The sequence below is a fragment of the Alkalimonas delamerensis genome (genome assembly GCF_030717955.1).
In the GTDB taxonomy this organism is placed as follows: domain Bacteria; phylum Pseudomonadota; class Gammaproteobacteria; order Enterobacterales; family Alteromonadaceae; genus Alkalimonas; species Alkalimonas delamerensis.
The window spans coordinates 114,805-130,172 of the sequence record NZ_JAUZVY010000002.1 but is presented as its reverse complement, the minus strand read 5'-3'; the positions used below and the strand labels follow the sequence as shown (position 1 = coordinate 130,172).

Here is a 15,368-nt window from a genome sequence, read left to right as displayed (position 1 = left end):
GGGCATCCTTTCAAACCTCGAATAGGTTCACTTTAATCGGATGCAGTAAGGTCGTCAAAAGAATCCTGCCTGAAACTGAATTGCTGCCCAAGTCTTTCGCTTAGGCTTGCCTTTCCGTAGAATCGATCCCATATCACAGAAAACATCAACCATGGAGTACTCTGATGTCAGAGATCAAACACAATCAACTGCTTATCCTCGGCTCCGGCCCTGCGGGCTATACCGCCGCCGTCTACGCCGCCCGTGCCAACCTGAAACCCGTGCTGATTACCGGCATGCAACAAGGTGGCCAGCTGACCACCACCACCGAAGTCGAAAACTGGCCTGGCGATCCACATGGACTGACCGGTCCTGCTCTGATGGAGCGAATGAAAGAGCACGCGGAAACCTTTGAAACAGAGATTGTTTTTGACCACATCCATACGGTTAATCTGAAGCAGCGCCCTTTTACCTTGCAAGGGGACAATGGAACATACAGCTGCGACGCTCTGATTATCTGCACTGGCGCCTCAGCCAAGTACCTGGGACTTGAATCCGAGCAAGCCTACAGTGGCCGCGGTGTTTCCGCTTGCGCCACCTGCGATGGTTTTTTCTACCGCAACCAAAAAGTGGTGGTGGTTGGTGGTGGCAACACTGCGGTGGAGGAAGCCTTGTATTTATCCAACATTGCGGCCGAAGTGCATCTGGTGCACCGCCGTGACAGCTTCCGCTCAGAAAAAATCCTGATCGACCGTTTGATGAAAAAAGTCGAAAGTGGCAACATTATTTTGCACTTGCACCGCGAACTGGACGAAGTGCTCGGCGATGAGATGGGCGTGACCGGTGTCCGTTTGAAATCCAGCAAAGGCGAAGCGCCAACCCAACTGGATGTGCAAGGTGTCTTTATTGCCATTGGTCACAAACCCAATACCGACATTTTTGCCGGGCAATTGGAGATGCACAATGGTTACTTGAAAGTCCAGTCCGGCACCGAGGGCAATGCCACTCAAACCAGCATTGAAGGCGTCTTTGCCGCAGGCGATGTGATGGATCATATTTATCGTCAAGCAATTACCTCTGCCGGCAGTGGCTGCATGGCTGCGCTGGATGCTGAGCGCTACCTGGATGCCCTGAATAACTGATAGCAGGTGCCAATCTATTTACCCGAGGTGGGTCCGGAGCTGACGTTCCCTTCCCCCAATCAGGCACTGCAGGAGCCCGATGGTCTCTTGGCCATGGGGGGCGATCTGGCACCGGCTCGTATTCTGGCTGCATATCAGCAAGGCATCTTCCCCTGGTTTGCACGGGGTGAGCCTATCTTGTGGTGGAGCCCTTCGATACGGGCACTGTTCCAGCCGGGACAACTGACGTTAAACCGGACCTTGCGCAAACAATGCCGGCGCCTGGGCTATCGCTTCAGTGTCAATCAAGCCTTTGCCGAGGTGATTGCCGGCTGCGCGGCCCCTAGGGTAAAACAGCAAGACACCTGGATCCTTCCGGCCATGCAACAGGCCTACCTGGAGCTGCATCGTCAGGGGCAGGCGCACAGCATAGAGGTCTGGCAGCAGGATGAACTGGTTGGTGGCTTGTATGGCCTGGCCATTGGCCAGCTTTTCTGTGGCGAGTCGATGTTCAATCGTCAACCCAATACCGCCAGACTGGCGCTGGTTGTGCTGCAACAGCAGCTGGAGCGTTATCAGGCAGGCTGGATCGATTGTCAGCTGCCCAACCCTTACCTTGAGCAGCTAGGTGTGATGCCAATGCCAAGATCCGACTACCTCCAGTTACTGCATCGATTGGCAGCAGAAAACATTCCTGCCGCCTGCTGGCAACCGCAATCTCTGGAGCTCAACGATGGAACTTAAGTTTGGCCTGACGGCACCAGCCAGTTGCAGCTACTTGCCGTCGCAACAAGAGCAGGTGGTTTTTTTGCTGCCCGAGTCGCCAGTCAATGCCAGCTTGTACCAGCAATTGCTGCAGCACAACTTTCGTCGCTCCGGCAACGATCTGTACCGGCCCCACTGTCCGGCTTGCCAGCAGTGTCAGTCGGTGCGACTGAATGCAGCCACCTTTCAACCGAACAAACAGCAGCGCCGCATTCTCAATAAAGCCAAAGCTGCCGGCCTCACTGCGCAGCTGGTGCAGCCTGACAGTGAGGCCTATTATCCACTCTACCAGCGTTATATTGACAGTCGCCACACCGATGGGGCTATGTATCCGGCTTGCCCCGAACAGTTAAGATCTTTGCTTCGCTGCGATTGGTTATCCGTCAGAGCACTGGATATCTACCATCAACAGCGCTTGATTGCCGTAGCAGTGGTCGACGAGCTGGACAATGCGTTCTCCGCCGTCTATACCTTCTATCACCCCGACTATCAGCGTTTCTCACCCGGCAAGCTGGCGATCCTCTGGTTAACGGAGTTAAGCCAACAAGCTGGCAAAGAGTTTCTCTACCTGGGGTACTACGTCGCAGATTGCCGAAAAATGGCCTACAAAGCCGATTTTTTGCCTCAGCAGCGCTTTTCTGCTGAAAAATGGCTGTCATTCGGCTAAAAAGGCCTGCCAAGCTTTACAAGGCTGGTTGTTTTCGGCACAATCTGCGCTGTTTTAATTTTCACACGATTAGAGGCGAGTACGCTGAATGGCGAAAGAAGATGTAATTGAAATGCAAGGCACCATTTTAGATACCTTGCCAAACACCATGTTTAAAGTGGAGCTGGAAAACGGCCACGTTGTGATTGCGCACATTTCTGGCAAAATGCGTAAGCATTACATCCGGATCCTGACTGGCGATAAAGTCACGGTTGAACTGACACCTTACGATCTGAGCAAAGGCCGTATCGTTTTCCGCCAACGCTGATCCCAGTTTGCAGGACTAGCACCAAAAAACCCGCAGCTGCGGGTTTTTTGGTTGGTTCAGCGGCTTTCCCTTAGGCGGGTTCAGGCTCTTCCTGAAAAACAAAGTCGAGTTTATCCCCGACCAGCTCAACACGGACATCGCCGCCTTGCAACAAGCGTCCAAACAGGATTTCATTGGCCAACGGCTTTTTCAATTGCTCCTGAATGACACGAGCCATAGGCCGTGCACCCATAGCCTTATCGTAACCTTGCTCAGCCAGCCACTTCCGTGCTTCGGATGACAACTCCAGTGACACCTGCTTTTTATCGAGTTGCGCTTGTAGCTCGCAGACAAATTTATCCACCACCTGCAGAATAATGCTGCTGTCCAAATGCTCGAACCAGATAATGCTGTCCAATCGGTTACGGAACTCCGGTGTAAAGGTCCGGTTGATTTCGGCCATTGCATCGTGGCTGTGATCTTGCTGCTGAAAACCAATCGACTTGCGAACGGTTTCCTGCACCCCGGCATTGGTGGTCATCACCAGCACCACATTTCTAAAGTCAATCTTACGGCCATTGTTGTCGGTCAGGGTGCCGTGATCCATCACCTGCAACAGAATGTTGTATATGTCGCTGTGTGCTTTTTCAATCTCATCCAACAGCACCACTGCGTAAGGATGCTTGGACACCGCATCGGTCAACAAACCACCTTGCTCAAAGCCAACGTAGCCTGGAGGCGCCCCTATCAAGCGACTGATGGCATGGCGCTCGACGTACTCCGACATGTCAAAGCGGAGCAACTCCACGCCCATCACCCGGGCCAGTTGCTTGGTGACTTCGGTTTTGCCCACGCCAGTCGGACCTGCAAACAAGAAACTGCCAATAGGCTTTTCTTCATTGCCAAGGCCAGAGCGGGACAGTCGAATCGCAGCCGTCAGGGCATCGATGGCCGAGTCCTGACCATAGACTACCAGCTTTAAATTGCGATCCAGATTGCTCAGCACGTCCCGATCAGAAGCCGACACCGATTTTTCCGGGATCCGCGCCATTTTGGCAATCACATGCTCGATATCCGGCACATTGATCACTTTCTTGCGCCGGGATTCCGGCAGCAAGCGCTGACTGGCCCCCGCTTCATCAATCACATCGATGGCTTTGTCCGGTAAGTGACGTTCATTGATGTATTTGGCCGACAACTCAGCGGCAGCACGCAGCGCTTTTTGGGTGTAGCGCACACTGTGGTGTTGCTCATAGCGCTCTTTCAACCCTTGCAGAATCCGTGTGGTATCTTCCACACTGGGCTCAGTGATGTCGATCTTCTGAAAACGTCGTACCAGGGCGGTATCTTTTTCAAAGATATTTTTAAACTCCTGATAGGTGGTCGAGCCAATGCAGCGCAAGCGCCCGCTCGACAACAAAGGTTTAATCAGGTTGGAAGCATCCATCACGCCACCAGATGCGGCCCCGGCGCCAATTACGGTGTGAATTTCGTCAATAAAGAGGATAGCGCCCTCTTCTTTTTCCAATTCCTTCAACAGCGATTTAAGACGCTTCTCAAAGTCACCGCGGTACTTGGTACCCGCCAGCAAAGAGCCCATATCCAGCGAGTAAATGGTGGCATTCTCAATCACGGTTGGCACTTGCTTTTTCACAATCCGAAATGCCAGCCCTTCGGCAATGGCGGTTTTGCCAACACCGGCTTCGCCCACCAGCAAAGGATTGTTCTTTTTGCGGCGGCACAACACCTGAATGGCCCGCTCCAGCTCTTCATCGCGGCCAATCAAAGGATCGATTTGGCCTTGTTTGGCCAAGCTATTCAGGTTGCTGGTAAAGTTATCCAGCGAGCGGGCTTCTTCGGCCGGTGCTTCAGCCAAATCGTCCTGGACCCGCTCATCATGCTGCTCCAACTTCTCGGTTTTAATCACACCGTGCGAGATGTAATTGACCACATCCAACCGACTGATATCGACTTTCTTCAGCAGGTACACCGCCTGAGACTCCTGCTCGCTAAAAATCGCCACCAGCACATTGGCACCGGTGACTTCGGTTTTACCCGAAGACTGCACATGAAAGACGGCACGCTGCAAAACACGCTGAAAACCCAGCGTGGGCTGAGTGTCGCGCTCGGCATCGTCATCTGGCAACAGCGGTGTGGTCGAATCAATAAAAGTGGCTAACTCCAGACGCAATTTTTCAATATTGGCGCCACAGGACTTCAGGGCCTCACCGGCCGCAGGGTTGTCCAGCAAAGCCAGCAGTAAATGCTCCACAGTCATGTACTCATGACGACGCTCTCTTGCAAATCGAAAGGCCAGATTCAGTGTCAATTCGAGATCTTTATTCAACATAGATGGACTCCTGACTGCATCTTAGTTTGCTGGTCGCGTGCTTACCTTAAGTTAAGCTCGTTCCATCGAACAAAGCAATGGATGTTCGTGGGATTTTGCATATTCGCTGACCTGTTGCACCTTGGTTTCGGCGATTTCCGCTGTAAAAATGCCGCAGGTGGCGCTGCCTTTGTGATGAACCTGCAACATCACCTCGCTGGCTTGTTCATACTGCATATTAAAAAATCGGATCAGCACATCAATGACAAAGTCCATTGGGGTGTAATCATCGTTGTGCAAAAGAACCCGGTACATCGAAGGGGGAACCACCTGCTGCCGGGTTAACTCTGCAGTATCTTCCTGCTGACTTGCAAACTCTTTCAACCAACTCATAGCTGTTATAGGCGCCTTACTTTGGATCAGACCAGACCAGTTTAATGATTCGTAAATATCCAGGGATTTATTTGCAAAAAACTTGACTGTCTGAGCAAATTATCTACATTAAGTACTAGGGTAACGCATTTACCCTGTTTTTATTATACCTGCACACAGAATTTAGCTCACTTAAAGAAGGATGTAAGTAGTATGGCTACCGGTAAAGTAAAATGGTTCAACAATGCCAAAGGCTTTGGATTTATCCGGGAAGATGGCAGAGATGAAGACATTTTTGCACACTACTCCACCATTGCTATGGATGGTTACCGTACCCTGAAAGCAGGGCAGGATGTTCAGTTCGATCTAGCGGAAGGCCCGAAAGGCTTGCACGCGGTCAATATCGTGCTGCCAGGAGAAGAAAAGTCAGACAGCTAACGACAAAGCTGCCCTGACCAAAAGCTAAAAACAAGCAGGCACTGCATGCAGTGCCTGAGCTTTTTTATTGCAGATTCAGCCATCATGATGCCACGATGGCTGTTTTGATGCCATTAGAGTGTGGCAAGCGCCTGATTCAGGGTAGCGCTTGGACGCATTACCTTGTCGGCAAGCTCTGCCACCGGCCGGTAATAACCGCCTAAATCGACCGCAACACCCTGCACCTCGTTCAGCTCACTGACAATGCGGGCTTCATTGCCGGACAACTGCTTGGCCAGCGCGGCAAAGCGTTGCTGCAACTCCGCATCCTGGCTTTGAGCGGCCAGCGCTTCAGCCCAGTACAGTGCCAGATAGAAATGACTGCCTCTGTTGTCCAGCTCTTTGACTTTGCGTGACGGAGACTTGTTGTTGTCCAGGAACTTGGCCGTGGCCTGATCCAGCGTATCGGCCAGCACCTGAGCGCGGGCATTGCCATTCACCTGGCTTAAATGCTCCAACGAGGCGGCCAGGGCCAGAAACTCGCCCAGCGAATCCCAGCGCAAATGGTTTTCAGCTTCCAGTTGCTGCACATGCTTGGGTGCGGAGCCACCGGCACCGGTTTCAAACAGACCGCCACCATTCATCAAAGGCACGATGGACAGCATCTTGGCACTGGTGCCAAGCTCCAGAATAGGGAACAAGTCGGTCAGGTAATCGCGCAGCACGTTGCCAGTAACAGAAATGGTGTCCTGCCCTGCTTTCACCCGTTGCAACGTAAAGCGGGTGGCATCGACCGGCGCCATGATGTGCAGTTCCAGACCATCGGTATCGTGCTCTTGCAGGTAGGTTTCGACTTTGGCAATCAACTCGCTGTCATGGGCGCGCTCACTGTCGAGCCAGAATACCGCTGGGGTATTGCTTAAACGGGCACGGTTTACGGCCAGCTTCACCCAATCGCGGATCGGCGCATCTTTCACCTGACACATCCGCCAGATATCGCCCTGCTCAACGCTGTGCTCAAACACCACCTCACCGGCTTGATTCAACACCTGAACCGTGCCATCAGCTGGAATTTCAAAGGTTTTGTCGTGCGAGCCGTACTCCTCGGCTTTTTGTGCCATCAGACCCACGTTCGGCACTGTGCCCATGGTGGCCGGATCAAAAGCACCGTGCTCTTTACAAAACGAAATGGTCTCCTGGTACACACCGGCATAGCACCGATCCGGGATCATCGCTTTGGCGTCTTTCAACTGGCCATCCGGTCCCCACATTTGACCAGACTCGCGGATCATCGCCGGCATGGAGGCATCGATGATGATGTCACTTGGCACATGCAAATTGGTAATGCCCTTGTCGGAGTTGACCATGGCCAGCGGCGGCTGTGCCTGGTAAACAGCCTGGATATCGGCTTCAATTTCAGCCCGCTTGGCATCATCCAGCTGGGCAATTTTAGCCACCACGTCGCCAAAACCATTGGACGGATCAACATCCAGCTGTTTGAAGGTGTCGGCATGCTTGGCAAACACTTCTTTAAAGTACACCCGAACCGCATGACCAAACATGATAGGGTCCGAGACCTTCATCATGGTGGCTTTTAAATGCAGCGACAACAGCACATCCTGCTGTTTGGCTGCAGCGGTTTCTTGCTCAAAAAAGGCGCACAAGGCTTTTTTGCTCATCACAGCCGCGTCCACCACTTCCCCGGCTTGCACCGGAACGCTGGCTTTCAGGACTTGTTGACCGGATTGGCTGTTCAGGACAATTTTCAGCTCGTCCGCTGCAGCAAAGGTGGTGGATTGCTCTGAGCTAAAAAAGTCACCATCTTGCATGTGGGCCACGTGCGACTTGGAGTCCTTGCTCCAGACACCCATTTTGTGCGGGTGCTTTTTGGCGTAGTTCTTTACCGAAGCCGGTGCACGGCGATCGGAGTTGCCTTCACGCAGCACCGGGTTGACGGCACTGCCTTTAATTTTGTCGTAGCGCGCCTTGATGTCTTTTTCCTGGTCATTCTTTGGCTCGGACGGGTAATCCGGCAACGCATAGCCTTTGGCTTGCAATTCTTTGATGGCCGCTTTCAACTGAGGAATGGAAGCACTGATGTTGGGCAGCTTGATAATGTTGGCCTCTGGCGTCTTGGCCAGTTCACCCAGCTCGGCCAGAGCGTCGGACTGACGCTGTTGTTCTTGCAAAAATTCTGGGAAGTTGGCAATGATGCGGCCTGACAAAGAAATATCCCGTGTTTCGACCGAAACGCCTGCCGCTTTGGTAAAGGCCTGGATAATTGGCAGCAGCGAATAGGTCGCCAGCGCAGGGGCTTCATCGGTTTCGGTGTAAATAATCTTAGCGTGATCAGTTGACATAATAATTCCTATTGAAATGGCTTCCCCAATGAAGGTGTGAGCAACTTGCCCCCCTTCAGGCCCACGGCTGTTTAAAACAACGGGCGCTTAAAACGAACAAAACGATGCAGCCGATCCGGCTGGTTCTGACGACAAAAGCCAGCGCATTGCTGGCAGCAACACCAGTCGGATAGGCAGAAAAACGGCGAGATTATAACAGCTCCACCCGGCCCCGCCTAGTCGATGACCAAAAAGCAGCAACCTGTTTCAAACCTGATTTTATGGTAAGCTATCGCACCAGCTGGCCAAACTGTACACAGAACCCTACAGTGAATCGAAAAAACCACAATCCGACCAAAGTCGAATCGAGTCGGCTGATTGCGTTTCACAAACCTTACCAGGTGCTGTGTCAATTCACCGACCAAAGCCCGCAGCAACGTCAGACCCTGGCCGACTTTATCCCAATCCCCGGGATCTACGCTGCCGGTCGGCTGGATTACGACAGCGAAGGCTTGCTGCTGCTCACCAACAATGGCCGCTGGCAGCAGCAAATTGCCAACCCCAGCAACAAACTAAGCAAAACCTATTGGGTGCAAGTCGAAGGCGCGATCACCGATGCCGCCCTGCATCAGCTGTCACGCGGCGTGCAACTTAAAGATGGCCTGACCCGGCCAGCTAAAACCCGACGGCTCGATGACCCCGATGTCGGACCACGGCAGCCGCCGATCCGCCAGCGCCAGCAGATCCCAACCAGCTGGCTCGAGCTGAGCATTACCGAAGGGCGAAACCGGCAGGTCCGGCGCATGACGGCTGCAGTTGGCTTCCCTACCCTGCGACTGATCCGCGTTGCCATTGGCCCCTGGCAACTGGCCCCCCTAGCTGCTGGCGAATACCAGCAGCTGACCGAGGCGGCTCATTTTTTTAACGGCTCCTCTGTTAAAGCAGGCGCCGGCCCTCGCCAAAGACAACGGTTTTCGGGTGTGAAGGCCAAAAAATAATGCTATAATCCTGCCCAATTTTTTCCACTGTACAAGGCCTCATGTCCGTCTCAGCCTCTCCATCAGCCCCTAAAAAAGTCATTGTCGGTATGTCCGGTGGTGTCGATTCGTCTGTTTCTGCCTATTTGCTGCTGCAACAGGGCTATCAGGTGGAAGGCCTCTTTATGAAAAACTGGGAAGAGGACGACAATGATGACTATTGCGCAGCGGCAGAAGATATGGCCGACGCCCAGCAGGTCTGCGATAGACTGGGCATTAAGCTGCACAAAGTCAACTTTGCCGCCGAGTACTGGGATCAGGTGTTCGAGTACTTTTTGGCCGAATACAAGGCTGGCCGTACCCCCAACCCGGATATCATGTGCAACAAGGAAATCAAGTTCAAAGCCTTTCTGGAGTTCGCAGCCGAAGCTCTGCAAGCCGACTACATCGCGACCGGCCATTACGTCCGCCGTCGTCAACAACAAGGCCAATGGCAGCTGTTACGGGGTTTGGACCAGAACAAAGACCAAAGCTATTTTCTCTACACTCTGGCCGAGCAGCATGTTGCCCAAACCCTGTTTCCTGTCGGTGAGCTTGAAAAGCATGAAGTTCGTGCCATCGCCGAACAACAAGGCTTTATCACCCACGACAAAAAAGACAGTACTGGCATTTGCTTTATTGGTGAGCGCAAGTTTAAAGACTTTTTGCAAAAGTACCTGCCTGCCCAGCCGGGTGATATCGTCACCCCGGATGGCACTGTGATTGGCCGACACGAAGGACTGATGTACCACACCCTTGGGCAACGCAAAGGCCTTGGGATTGGCGGTTTAAAAGACAGCGGTGAAGAGCCCTGGTACGTCGCTGGCAAGGATCTGAGCCACAACCGCTTGCTGGTGGTGCAAGGTGCCGATCATCCCAGCCTGTTTGCCAAAGGGTTGTTCGCCAGCCAATTGCACTGGGTGGACAGAGCCGGGCCAACCGAGCCACTGCGCTGCACGGTGAAAACCCGTTACCGCCAGCACGATATCCCCTGCATCCTGACTCCGCTGCCGGATGGCGCGCTCAGGGTGGATTTTGACAGCCCGCAAAAGGCCGTCACGCCCGGCCAGTCGGCTGTATTTTATCTGGACGACGTCTGCCTGGGTGGCGGCATTATCGATAAGGCACTGAACTAAACTATGCAAGCAGATGTTTCTACCCAAACCATGGCACTGGCAGCTTTGTGCCAGGCCCTGAGTCTGGTCAAAGCCGTGGCGAAAACCACCGATGTCGATGAAGCTGAGCTGGAGCGCATGCTAAGCAGCGTCGCCATGCTGGATGCTGAAAGCCCTCTGGCTATTTATGGTGGCTCTTACCAGCACCTGCGCTCTGGCTATCAGGTGCTGCTGCAGCAGTTGGGCGACAATCCGAACAAAGATGTTGAGATCACCCGCTACGTGGTGGCGGTGCTGGCACTGGAACGCCGACTGGCAAAAAGCCGCTCCAATATGAGCGCCCTTGGCAAGCGTTTGCAGGAACTGGCTCGTCAACTGGAACACTTTAGCATCACCGACGACACCTTGCTGGCGAACATGGCCGACATCTACATTGAGTGCATCAGTACCCTGGGCACCCGAATTCAGGTGGCAGGTCAACCCGAGCTGCTGAAACAAAGCCGGGTGCAACACAAAGTCCGTGCTTTATTGCTGGCCGCTGTCCGGGCCGCCGTACTCTGGCGTCAGGCAGGCGGTAGCCGCTGGCACCTGCTCTTTAAACGCAAGCAGCTGGTGCGTGAAGCGCGCCAGGCACTGCAGCATGACTAATTTTTGACTGTTTTAGAGGAAGCAACATGGAACTGAACGCACTGACAGCCTTATCGCCGGTCGACGGACGTTATGGCAGCAAAACCAGCGAACTGCGCGACTTGTTCAGCGAGTACGGTCTGATCAAATACCGGGTGACGGTAGAGGTGCGTTGGTTGCAGCAAATGGCTGCCATCGAGGGCATTGCTGAAGTCCCGGCATTAAGCTCTGAGGCCAACGCGCTGCTCGACAGCATTGTCGACAACTTTAGCCTGGCCGATGCCGAGCGGGTTAAAGAGATTGAACGCACCACCAACCACGATGTGAAAGCGGTGGAGTACCTGCTGAAAGAGAAAGTGGCGGCCAATGCCGAACTGAGTGCGGTCAGTGAGTTTATTCATTTTGCCTGCACCTCCGAGGACATCAACAATTTATCGCATGGTCTGATGCTGAAAGATGCCCGCGATCGGGTCATCTTGCCCTACTGCGATCAACTGCTCAGTGCCATACGCCAGTTGGCGGTCGAGTACAAAACGGTGCCCATGATGGCCCGCACCCATGGCCAACCGGCCTCCCCGACCACCATGGGCAAAGAAATGGCCAATGTCTACATGCGGCTGAAGCGTCAGCGCGATCAGATTGCTGCGGTCACCACACTAGGCAAATTCAACGGTGCCGTCGGCAACTACAATGCCCATTTATCGGCTTACCCTTCGTTGAACTGGCACCAAATCTCCGAGCAGTTTGTCAGCAGCCTGGGCCTGGAGTGGAACCCCTACACCACCCAAATTGAACCGCACGATTACATTGCCGAGCTGTTTGATGCCGTTGCCCGCTTCAATACCATCCTGATCGACTTTGATCGCGATGTCTGGGGCTATATTGCTTTGGGGCATTTCAAGCAAAAAACCGTCGCCGGTGAAATTGGCTCGTCCACCATGCCACACAAGGTGAACCCCATCGACTTTGAAAACTCCGAGGGGAATCTTGGCCTGGCCAACGCAATTTTTGATCACCTGGCAGCCAAGTTACCGGTCTCACGCTGGCAGCGCGATCTAACCGACTCGACCGTACTGCGCAACCTGGGTGTGGGTATCGGCTACAGCCTGATCGCCTACCAGGCAACGTTAAAAGGCATCAGCAAACTGGAAGTCAACGAAGCCAGCTTGCTGGCCGAGCTGGATGCCAACTGGGAGCTGCTGGCCGAGCCGGTGCAAACCGTTATGCGCAAATTTGGCATTGAAAAGCCCTACGAAAAGCTCAAAGAGTTGACCCGCGGCAAACGCATTAAAGCTGCCGACTTGCACGCCTTCATTGAGGCTTTGGATATGCCGGCCGAAGGCAAAGCCATGATGAAGCAATTTACCCCAGCCGGTTACATTGGCGATGCCATTGCACTGGTCGACCGTCTGCCTTGAGTCTGGAGCAACCGATGTATCAGCTGGATTTAGCAAACCTGAGCCTCGAGCAGTTCCTGGCCGAGTACTGGCAAAAAAAGCCGTTGCTGATCAAGGGCGGCTTTCAAAACTTCCAGGACCCGCTTTCGGCGGATGAGCTGGCCGGACTGGCGTTGGATGAGCAGGTCGATGCCCGTTTAATTCAGCGCAGCGAAGGAAGCTGGCAACTGGATGAAGGTCCTTTTGAGCACTTTGAAGGCTATGGTGAGCAAGACTGGACCTTGCTGGTGCAGGCAGTGGATCACTGGCATCCGGCTGCTGCTACCTTGCTGGAGCCTTTTCGCTTTATTCCTAACTGGCGTATCGACGATCTGATGGTCAGTTTTTCAGCACCAGGTGGTGGTGTCGGCCCGCATTTGGATCAGTACGATGTTTTTATCATTCAGGGCATGGGCAAACGGCGCTGGCGGGTCGGCATGCCCAATGCCAGCCTGGAGCAGTTCTGTCCCCACCCCAGGCTGCTGCAGGTCAGCGACTTTCAGGCTTGCATTGATGCCGTGATGGAACCCGGCGATATACTGTACATCCCACCGGGCTGCCCACACGATGGAATCGCCCTGGAGCCCAGCCTGAATTACTCCGTTGGCTTTCGGGCACCGGCACAAAAAGATCTTTTCGGTGGCCTGGCCGATTACCTGCTGGACTTTCAAATCGATGGAGAACGCTTCAGCGATCCGGGTCGTTTGGCCAGCGAGTCACCCGGCGCCATTCAGGGACGCGATCTGGCGGAAATCCGTCAATTGATGCAGGCAATGCTGAGCGATGATGACTTAATCAGTCACTGGTTTGGCAGCTACATCAGTCAGGCCAAGCGCGAACTGGACTTGCAGGAGCCCGAACCGCATTATCAGGCAGAGGAAATTGCCGAATATCTGGAAGAAGGCTCGGTGTTGGGCCGTCTGGGAGGGCTTCGTTGCTGTTATCAGCAGTTGGATGCAAACGCGGATGTGCAGCTTTTTATCAATGGCGATCGCTTTCCGTTGCCAGCGACTGAACTTGCCACGGCGCGACTGTTAACCGACCAGCCTCAACTGGATGAAGCGGCCTGCCGACACCTGGTGCAAACTCCTGAGCGTCTGGGGTTTATCACCCAGCTCATCAACCAGGGGTACTGGTACTTTATCGAATAAGCCGATACAACAAAGCCGCCTATTGGCGGCTTTGTATTATTCGCTGTACAATCAGGATGACTGAGAGCTCTGCCACATCGCTTCATTGTTAAAAAGCTCGTACAGGCTTTGCGCTCGGCCTATCAGCAGGTTAGCAAAATCAAGCTGAGTTTTATCACCTTGCTGAGTATCTAAAATTTGCTGTGCTTTCAGCTGCCAGTGCAATGAAAAGGCTCGAATGGCTTCTTTAGGGCTAGTTGCTGCAGAAAACGGCATATGGTCACTGGGCAAATCCCCGGTTAACACCCAATACTCTTTACGATCCTGACTTTTTATCCGCCAAATCGCAACCAGTGGCACCAGATAACGGGACTCTTTCACCAATACCTGATCAGGCAGTATGCCTTTAGAACCCAAATATTCATTGGCTTTTTGAAACTGGGTACGCACCCACTCGCTTTGCTGTTGCTCGGTCAGTTGTTCACTCATTACTGCATATATGTCTGATTAAACCAGCCTCTACTCTATGCCAGGCCGAGGTGACAATCAAGCATGCTGTACAGTCATAAGCATATTGCCAGCCATCTGGTCAGACCAAAGGAAAAATTTAGCCTGCACTGGCGTAACCTAGTCTGAAATGATACATTGCGCAGCGCAAAAATCGGTCTGTTGCATGGCATAACCATGCAAAGAACCATCCTATTTATGCCAGCGGAGAGTCAAAGTGGCCGTATTCAATCACCCAGAGTTTGATCAACATGAACAAGTCGTCTTTTGCAGTGATGAGGCAACCGGCTTAAAAGCCATTATTGCTGTACACAGCACTGCCTTGGGGCCCGCTGTGGGCGGCTGTCGTTTATGGAACTATGCCAACGACGAAGAAGCCATTCGCGATGTGCTGCGTTTGTCCAAAGGCATGACCTACAAAAATGCCATGGCAGGCCTGCCAATTGGTGGTGGCAAGTCGGTTATTATTGGTGATGCAAAAACCATCAAATCAGAAGCGCTGTTCCGGGCTTTTGGTCGCCACTTGCACCGCTTAGGTGGCAGCTATTACAGCGCCGAAGACGTCAATATTACCACCGGCGATATTATGCAGGTCAATCAGGAGACCCCCTTTGTCGCAGGCTTGGAAGGCAAAAGTGGCAACCCTGGTCCATTTACTGCCCTTGGCACCTATCAAGGGATCCGAGCCGCCGCCAAACACCGCTTTGGTGTCGATTCATTGCGGGGCTTAAAAGTCGCTGTGCAGGGTCTGGGCAGTGTGGGTTTCTATCTGTGTGAGCACCTGCACAGTGAAGGGGCCGAGCTGTTTGTCACCGACATCAATGCACAAGCTATTGAGCGTGCCGTGAATCAGTTCGGAGCCACTGCAGTAGCCTTGGATGACATCTATGCTCAGGATGTCGACATTTATGCGCCTTGCGCCTTAGGCGCAACCCTGAATGACGACACCATCCCGCAGCTGAAAGCCAAAGTGGTCGCAGGTTGTGCCAACAACCAGCTGCAGCAATCCCGCCATGGTGAGCAGCTGCGTGAGCGCGGTATTCTGTACGCCCCCGACTACGTGATCAATGCCGGTGGTATTATCAATGTCTACATGGAAATGCGGCCGGAAGGTTACAACGCCGATGACGCCACCGCCAAGGTCAATCGGATCTACGACACCTTGCTGCAGATTTTCCAGCGCGCAGAAACCGAGCAACAATCCACCCATCTGGTGGCCGATCTGATGGCTCAGGAAATTATTGCCACAGGCCGTTAAGCTT

15 protein-coding genes are annotated in these 15,368 nt (G+C 53.3%); 11 read left to right on the top strand and 4 right to left on the bottom strand.

Translation table 11 applies throughout. The features are described 5' to 3' along the window. Positions 1–164 precede the first annotated feature (164 nt). The 4 genes from trxB (at position 165) to infA (ending at position 2,839) form a co-directional block, all read left to right on the top strand. A complete protein-coding gene (gene trxB / locus Q3O59_RS05120) occupies positions 165–1,121 on the top strand; it encodes a thioredoxin-disulfide reductase (protein ID WP_305944551.1) in 957 nt (318 codons plus the stop codon). 6 nt (positions 1,122–1,127) lie between these two features. After that, positions 1,128–1,844 (top strand): leucyl/phenylalanyl-tRNA--protein transferase, encoded by a 717-nt coding sequence (aat, locus tag Q3O59_RS05115; protein WP_305944550.1) that lies wholly within the window; start codon positions 1,128–1,130, stop codon positions 1,842–1,844. Then, positions 1,834–2,532 (top strand): arginyltransferase, encoded by a 699-nt coding sequence (locus Q3O59_RS05110; RefSeq protein ID WP_305944549.1) that lies wholly within the window; start codon positions 1,834–1,836, stop codon positions 2,530–2,532. The genes aat and Q3O59_RS05110 overlap by 11 nt, the downstream gene beginning before the upstream one ends. A gap of 88 nt (positions 2,533–2,620) precedes the next feature. Beyond that, entirely contained in the window at positions 2,621–2,839 is a 219-nt protein-coding gene (gene infA / locus Q3O59_RS05105) for a translation initiation factor IF-1 (protein WP_091341339.1), read from the top strand. 70 nt (positions 2,840–2,909) lie between these two features. Here infA and clpA read toward each other — a convergent pair whose 3' ends face one another. Beyond that, positions 2,910–5,168, bottom strand: coding sequence for an ATP-dependent Clp protease ATP-binding subunit ClpA (clpA, locus tag Q3O59_RS05100; protein WP_305944548.1), 2,259 nt, complete (start codon positions 5,166–5,168; stop codon positions 2,910–2,912). A 51-nt stretch (positions 5,169–5,219) separates the two neighbouring features. Continuing rightward, positions 5,220–5,540 carry an ATP-dependent Clp protease adapter ClpS gene (gene clpS, locus Q3O59_RS05095; protein ID WP_305944547.1) on the bottom strand — a complete coding sequence of 107 codons (321 nt, stop codon included), beginning with the start codon at positions 5,538–5,540 and terminating at the stop codon, positions 5,220–5,222. Positions 5,541–5,732: 192 nt separating this feature from the next. Here clpS and cspD point away from each other — a divergent pair, with 192 nt between their 5' ends. Continuing rightward, complete coding sequence (gene cspD, locus Q3O59_RS05090; RefSeq protein ID WP_228589251.1) at positions 5,733–5,957, top strand: cold shock domain-containing protein CspD; 225 nt, start codon at positions 5,733–5,735, stop codon at positions 5,955–5,957. Positions 5,958–6,070: 113 nt separating this feature from the next. On the opposite strand, the gene Q3O59_RS05085 is transcribed toward cspD, so the two are convergent. Further along, positions 6,071–8,296: an NADP-dependent isocitrate dehydrogenase gene (locus Q3O59_RS05085; RefSeq protein WP_305944546.1), complete on the bottom strand. Its 2,226-nt coding sequence runs from the start codon at positions 8,294–8,296 to the stop codon at positions 6,071–6,073. A gap of 308 nt (positions 8,297–8,604) precedes the next feature. On the opposite strand from Q3O59_RS05085, the gene Q3O59_RS05080 reads away from it, so the two are divergent. The 5 genes from Q3O59_RS05080 to Q3O59_RS05060 are packed head-to-tail and all read left to right on the top strand — an operon-like array spanning position 8,605 to position 13,620. Further along, complete coding sequence (locus Q3O59_RS05080; RefSeq protein ID WP_305944545.1) at positions 8,605–9,273, top strand: pseudouridine synthase; 669 nt, start codon at positions 8,605–8,607, stop codon at positions 9,271–9,273. Between the two features lie 41 nt (positions 9,274–9,314). Beyond that, positions 9,315–10,427, top strand: coding sequence for a tRNA 2-thiouridine(34) synthase MnmA (gene mnmA / locus Q3O59_RS05075; protein WP_305944544.1), 1,113 nt, complete (start codon positions 9,315–9,317; stop codon positions 10,425–10,427). Between the two features lie 3 nt (positions 10,428–10,430). Further along, a complete protein-coding gene (gene hflD, locus Q3O59_RS05070; RefSeq protein WP_305944543.1) occupies positions 10,431–11,054 on the top strand; it encodes a high frequency lysogenization protein HflD in 624 nt (207 codons plus the stop codon). 26 nt (positions 11,055–11,080) lie between these two features. Beyond that, positions 11,081–12,451 carry an adenylosuccinate lyase gene (gene purB, locus Q3O59_RS05065; RefSeq protein ID WP_305944542.1) on the top strand — a complete coding sequence of 457 codons (1,371 nt, stop codon included), beginning with the start codon at positions 11,081–11,083 and terminating at the stop codon, positions 12,449–12,451. A gap of 14 nt (positions 12,452–12,465) precedes the next feature. Continuing rightward, positions 12,466–13,620 (top strand): ribosomal protein uL16 3-hydroxylase, encoded by a 1,155-nt coding sequence (locus Q3O59_RS05060; RefSeq protein ID WP_305944541.1) that lies wholly within the window; start codon positions 12,466–12,468, stop codon positions 13,618–13,620. A gap of 51 nt (positions 13,621–13,671) precedes the next feature. Here the strand turns inward: Q3O59_RS05060 and Q3O59_RS05055 are convergent, their stop codons facing one another. After that, complete coding sequence (locus tag Q3O59_RS05055; RefSeq protein ID WP_305944540.1) at positions 13,672–14,088, bottom strand: DUF4826 family protein; 417 nt, start codon at positions 14,086–14,088, stop codon at positions 13,672–13,674. A 235-nt stretch (positions 14,089–14,323) separates the two neighbouring features. On the opposite strand from Q3O59_RS05055, the gene Q3O59_RS05050 reads away from it, so the two are divergent. After that, on the top strand, positions 14,324–15,364 hold the full coding sequence (locus Q3O59_RS05050) for a Leu/Phe/Val dehydrogenase (RefSeq protein WP_305944539.1): 1,041 nt from the start codon (positions 14,324–14,326) through the stop codon (positions 15,362–15,364). The last annotated feature ends 4 nt before the right edge of the window (positions 15,365–15,368 follow it).

Coding starts and splice junctions, on each gene's coding strand:
- Q3O59_RS05110 (WP_305944549.1), top strand. CDS start 1,834: ATGGAACTTAAGTTTGGCCTGACGGCACCAGCCAGTTGCAGCTACTTG.
- clpA (WP_305944548.1), bottom strand. CDS start 5,168: ATGTTGAATAAAGATCTCGAATTGACACTGAATCTGGCCTTTCGATTT.
- hflD (WP_305944543.1), top strand. CDS start 10,431: ATGCAAGCAGATGTTTCTACCCAAACCATGGCACTGGCAGCTTTGTGC.
- trxB (WP_305944551.1), top strand. CDS start 165: ATGTCAGAGATCAAACACAATCAACTGCTTATCCTCGGCTCCGGCCCT.
- Q3O59_RS05085 (WP_305944546.1), bottom strand. CDS start 8,296: ATGTCAACTGATCACGCTAAGATTATTTACACCGAAACCGATGAAGCC.
- infA (WP_091341339.1), top strand. CDS start 2,621: ATGGCGAAAGAAGATGTAATTGAAATGCAAGGCACCATTTTAGATACC.
- Q3O59_RS05055 (WP_305944540.1), bottom strand. CDS start 14,088: ATGAGTGAACAACTGACCGAGCAACAGCAAAGCGAGTGGGTGCGTACC.
- cspD (WP_228589251.1), top strand. CDS start 5,733: ATGGCTACCGGTAAAGTAAAATGGTTCAACAATGCCAAAGGCTTTGGA.
- mnmA (WP_305944544.1), top strand. CDS start 9,315: ATGTCCGTCTCAGCCTCTCCATCAGCCCCTAAAAAAGTCATTGTCGGT.
- clpS (WP_305944547.1), bottom strand. CDS start 5,540: ATGAGTTGGTTGAAAGAGTTTGCAAGTCAGCAGGAAGATACTGCAGAG.
- purB (WP_305944542.1), top strand. CDS start 11,081: ATGGAACTGAACGCACTGACAGCCTTATCGCCGGTCGACGGACGTTAT.
- Q3O59_RS05060 (WP_305944541.1), top strand. CDS start 12,466: ATGTATCAGCTGGATTTAGCAAACCTGAGCCTCGAGCAGTTCCTGGCC.